3 protein-coding genes are annotated in these 4,134 nt (G+C 36.9%); 2 read left to right on the top strand and 1 reads right to left on the bottom strand.

Translation table 11 applies throughout. The features are described 5' to 3' along the window. Positions 1–55 precede the first annotated feature (55 nt). Both JCM6256_RS09030 and JCM6256_RS09025 read left to right on the top strand, forming a co-directional pair. Positions 56–2,056 carry a collagen-binding domain-containing protein gene (locus tag JCM6256_RS09030; RefSeq protein ID WP_025081355.1) on the top strand — a complete coding sequence of 667 codons (2,001 nt, stop codon included), beginning with the start codon at positions 56–58 and terminating at the stop codon, positions 2,054–2,056. Positions 2,057–2,199: 143 nt separating this feature from the next. Further along, positions 2,200–3,129 carry an L-lactate dehydrogenase gene (locus tag JCM6256_RS09025; protein ID WP_025081354.1) on the top strand — a complete coding sequence of 310 codons (930 nt, stop codon included), beginning with the start codon at positions 2,200–2,202 and terminating at the stop codon, positions 3,127–3,129. Positions 3,130–3,284: 155 nt separating this feature from the next. Here the strand turns inward: JCM6256_RS09025 and JCM6256_RS09020 are convergent. After that, positions 3,285–4,134, bottom strand: an 850-nt coding sequence (locus tag JCM6256_RS09020; protein ID WP_025081353.1) for a mucin-binding protein, incomplete at its 5' end; no start/stop codon positions are given.

The following is a 4,134-nucleotide window of genomic DNA, read 5'->3' as shown; positions in this document are numbered from 1 at the left end:
ATAAATTTTAATAATTAAAACTAAGATTTAAAATTTGTAAGGTGATATAAGAACTATGAGTATTAAAGGTAGAGAAATTAAAAAAGTCGGTATTGCAACAATTGTGACATTTACTTGCTTAAGCACATTGTCATCGATGAATTTAACTAGCGTTCAAGCTGCTGAACAAGCTGGACAGTCTCAGGCTGCTCCTGCTACAAATGGCCAAGCTTCACAGGCAACAAGTAGTGAACGTACTGATACTCAAAGACAAGAAAAAGGTTCGGAAATTCTTAGACAACAAGATGAAGAACATTCTGAACAAGCAACTGAAGATCTTCAAAACTTAATAAATAGAAGAAAAGGTATTGTAGATGAATTAGAAAATAATTCTTCTATTCATAATGATGAAGTTATTGGTGAAAAGTCCAAGGAACTTAATAGAAGCAATGACTTGGGAATAGCTTCTGGTTTTCATATTTTTTCACATAAAGTCGATTTAACAGGCAGTCATATGGCAGGAAATGTGGCTACTGAAGAACTTAATGATAATCCTAATTTTGGTACAAATAATCAAAGTGATCCACATAAGAATAATACAAAGAATGATGTTGACTATGTTGGTAAAATCACCTCTAAGGATGGACGCCTTAATTTGAACGGCGGTGCTTTCACAGGTGAGTATGGCAATCATGTAGTTCTGGGCTCAAATTATAAGATCGAAAAGGGCAACGATGCAGGACATATAATTATATCTGATGGAGTAAATACTGCAACTTTAGACAAAAGAGATAATAGAGATATAGTAATTGAAGAGGGCGATAAGCCTTATATTGATATTCAGGGAGAACTTGATAAGTTAAGCTTGAAATCTGAAGCATGGAGTAAGCATGCTGATTCTAAAGGCTCTGCTTTTAGATATGTTGATAATAATAGTCAAATTATTGATGTTTCAAAGGCTCAACCTGATGATGATAACAATGTTTTTATCAATGTTGACGCAAGCAAGTTAAATAATTTGGTACAGGTTAAAGGTTTAAGCGTTGAAAAAGATGCTCCAACTGTTATTATCAATGTGATTCAACCTAAGGGGAATAAGTCTTATTCTTTAAATGCTCAAGTAAAATTAGAATATACGGATGGAACTACTGAAGAAGCAGCAGGTAATCCACATAAACACGAAAATCATGTTTTATGGAATTTCGGTACTGACTTGACATCATTAACAACTAGTAGAGTTTTATTAGGAAGTGTTTTAGCACCTAAGGCTACTATTAATGTTCAAGGCGCTAATATTGACGGAAATATCGTTGGTAATGAAGTAATCATTGGTGCAGAAACACACCGTTGGGACTTGATCAGTAATCCTAAGCATAATAGATTCCCATATATTCCTAGATGGGAATTTCCAAGTGAATACCATCCAAGTAAGCCAGGTAAAGACAAGCCTGGCAAACCAAGCGAAGATAAGCCAAGCAAACCGGGTAAAGACAAGCCTGGCAAGCCAAGCGAAGATAAGCCAAGCAAACCGGATAAAGACAAGCCTGGCAAACCAAGCGAAGATAAACCAAGCAAACCGGGTAAAGACAAGCCTGGCAATGCCCCACGAACTCCTTCACACGAAGAAGAAGTTCCACCAACACCAGAAACTCCAAATCAACCATCAGATCCAAACACTCCGCCAAACGTTCCAGATGACTTTGTTCCAGAAAAAGAAGCAACATTTACTTACTCATTTGCTCACAGTCATGGACAAGACTTCAAAGATGGCCAAAAGTCCGAAAGTAAGAAAGAATCTTACACTCGCACTGTAAGAGATAAGGCTGATACTGTCAGAACTGTAACTACTGTTGGTGCTAAGACTGTTGACTTCCCTAAAGATAACGTTGTTGTTTCTGGTAAAACCAAGACAAACAATAACAATGTAGTAAATATTGCCACAAAGGTAGTTTCTACAAATTCAAACAATGAATTACCTAAGACAGGTGCTAATGCAGGATGGATGGCTAGCTTAATTGGTTTTGCTACTTTTGCATTAGGTGCAATTGGTTTGAAATTGAACAAGAAGAATAGATAATCGATATAAACATCACACGATTGTGTGGTGTTTTTTCTATACACAAATAATTAATTTTATTATTATGTGATAAACCATTTTAAATGAATGCGGTTTCATATATAATAGACGTGATGATTAATGTTATATAGGAGGCATGTGCCATGAGTAAAAAAGTATTTCTTGTCGGTGACGGTAGTGTTGGCTCAACTTTTGCCAACGACTTATTGCAAAACACGAGAGTTGATGAATTAGTTATCTGCGATGTTGTTAAGGAACGTCCAATCGGTGATGCGATGGACCTCGAAGATATTACTCCATTTATGGGTGAAACTTATGTCCACGCAGGTGATTACTCAGAAGCTAAGGATGCAAATGTAGCTGTAATTACTGCCGGAGTTCCTCGTAAGCCAGGTGAAACTCGTCTAGATCTTGTAGCCAAGAATGTAAAAATTCTAAAGAGTATCGTAAAACCAATTGTTGATTCAGGATTCCATGGTATCTTCGTTGTTTCTGCAAACCCAGTTGATATTCTTACTACTTTAACTCAAAAGTTATCAGGATTCCCTAAGAACAAGGTTATCGGTACAGGTACTTCACTTGATTCAATGAGACTTAAGGTTGCCCTTGCTAAGAAGCTTGATTTGCCAGTTTCCGCAATTAATTCAATGGTTCTTGGTGAACACGGTGATACTTCATTTGAAAACTTCGCAGAATCAACAGCAGCAGGTAAGGCTCTTAGCGAATACTCAGAACTTGATGATGCAACTCTTGATGAAATTCAAACCGAAATCCGCAAGAAGGGTGGCAAGATTATTGCTAACAAGGGAGCAACTTTCTATGGCGTAGCAATGATGCTTACTCAAATCGTTGCAGCTATTTTGGAAAATCGTTCAATCGTATTGCCACTTTCAGCTCCAATTAATGGTGAATATGGCATTAAGCATGATCTTTACCTTGGTACGCCAGCAGTTATTGACGGAACAGGTATCAGCGATGTTATCGAAACTAAGCTTTCTGATGATGAAAAGAAGAAGATGCTTAACTCAGCTGACAAGATGCAAGAAGTTTTGGATGGCGTAAACTTAGATTAATTGTATTTATAAATTGAAATACTCAGAGCGGTGTTGCTCTGGGTATTTTTTGTTCAGCATTATTTACCATTTTATTTTTTATGTAAAGTTTTGCTTATGGCATAAAAATAACCATTAGCGAAATTTGCTAATGGCCATTTTTATATTAAAACGTATTAATGATCTCTACGTTTTCTGTATTCAGCTAAGCCGAGTAAAGCTGAAAGAGCTAAGATTCCAAGACCGAAGGTTGAAACTTTATTTTGCTTTTCGCCAGTTTCTGGAAGAGTTGAAGCGTGAGAATTAGTATTCTTAACGTTGTTCTTCATAGTTTGAGACTTAGAAGTAGAAATATTTTGACTCTTGGTTGAAACTGTAATGTTTTGTCTTTTAGAAGGAACAGTATTAGTTGTCTTCTTATGATTTTCATGTTGACTGCGTGGGTCAAACGTGGAAGTTGTACGTTTCTTAGGAGTATGAGTCTTGTGATGTGGTGTCTTAGGAGTCTTAGGAGTCTTAGGAGTTTTTGGTTTAGCTGGAGAAGTTGGCTGACTAGCTTGTGTAGGTTGAGATGGAGTGGTTGGCTCAGTTGGATTAGATGGTTCTGGAGTAGGAGCAGGTGGAGTTACGTTCTTTACGTATGGAACAACAAAGTCAATATTTGAACCCTTAGGCAAAGCAGTTAATTGTTCTTGAGATAAACCTGCAAAACTGATACGACCGATTTCTTTAGCATCTGTTTTGGCTAAAGCAGAGTTGTTGCCATTAAGCTTTTGAGTAATCTTATCAGGATCAATTGTGTAGCCAGGGATTCTAGGATTTTCAACAGGCTTGAACTCAGCTAATGACCAATTTGAGGCCTGCTTAGTACCTGTAACTTCGTCAGTCTGAGTATCTCTAGTGAAGGTTAATGTTTCAGAAGAATATGGATAATGAATTTCTTGTCCGGTTGCTTCGTCAACATACTTGATATTTTCAGTGATTGTCTTTTCTTCTGAATCATGCTTGATGCTGTGATAGAGATAT

The sequence above is a fragment of the Lactobacillus hamsteri DSM 5661 = JCM 6256 genome, assembly GCF_000615445.1.
In the GTDB taxonomy this organism is placed as follows: domain Bacteria; phylum Bacillota; class Bacilli; order Lactobacillales; family Lactobacillaceae; genus Lactobacillus; species Lactobacillus hamsteri.
Note: the sequence above shows the minus strand (reverse complement) of the source record. Positions and strands in the feature narration are given on the sequence as shown.